Source organism: Cedecea sp. VD22, from assembly GCF_037150195.1.
Classification (GTDB): Bacteria; Pseudomonadota; Gammaproteobacteria; order Enterobacterales; family Enterobacteriaceae; genus Cedecea.
The window spans coordinates 1-474 of sequence record NZ_JBBCPX010000053.1; the positions used below are offsets into that span (position 1 = coordinate 1).

Annotated in this window: 1 protein-coding gene; it reads left to right on the top strand. The window is 51.1% G+C overall.

Annotated elements, in window-relative coordinates; translation table 11 throughout:
* On the top strand, nt 1-474 hold a 474-nt coding region (locus WFK85_RS23695), incomplete at both ends, for an EF-Tu/IF-2/RF-3 family GTPase (RefSeq protein WP_336710424.1).

Consider the following 474-nt stretch of genomic DNA (forward strand, 5'->3'; position numbering starts at 1 on the left):
TTGGCGTTCCTTACATCATCGTGTTCCTGAACAAATGCGACATGGTTGATGACGAAGAGCTGCTGGAGCTGGTTGAAATGGAAGTGCGTGAACTTCTGTCTCAGTACGACTTCCCGGGCGATGACACCCCAATCATCCGTGGTTCTGCTCTGAAAGCGCTGGAAGGCGAAGCTGAGTGGGAAGCTAAAATCGTTGAACTGGCTGGCTTCCTGGATTCTTACATCCCAGAACCAGTACGTGCAATCGACCTGCCGTTCCTGCTGCCAATCGAAGACGTATTCTCCATCTCCGGTCGTGGTACCGTTGTTACCGGTCGTGTAGAGCGCGGTATCGTTAAAGTAGGTGAAGAAGTTGAAATCGTTGGTATCAAAGATACTGCGAAATCTACCTGTACCGGCGTTGAAATGTTCCGCAAACTGCTGGACGAAGGCCGTGCTGGTGAGAACGTAGGTGTTCTGCTGCGTGGTATCAAAC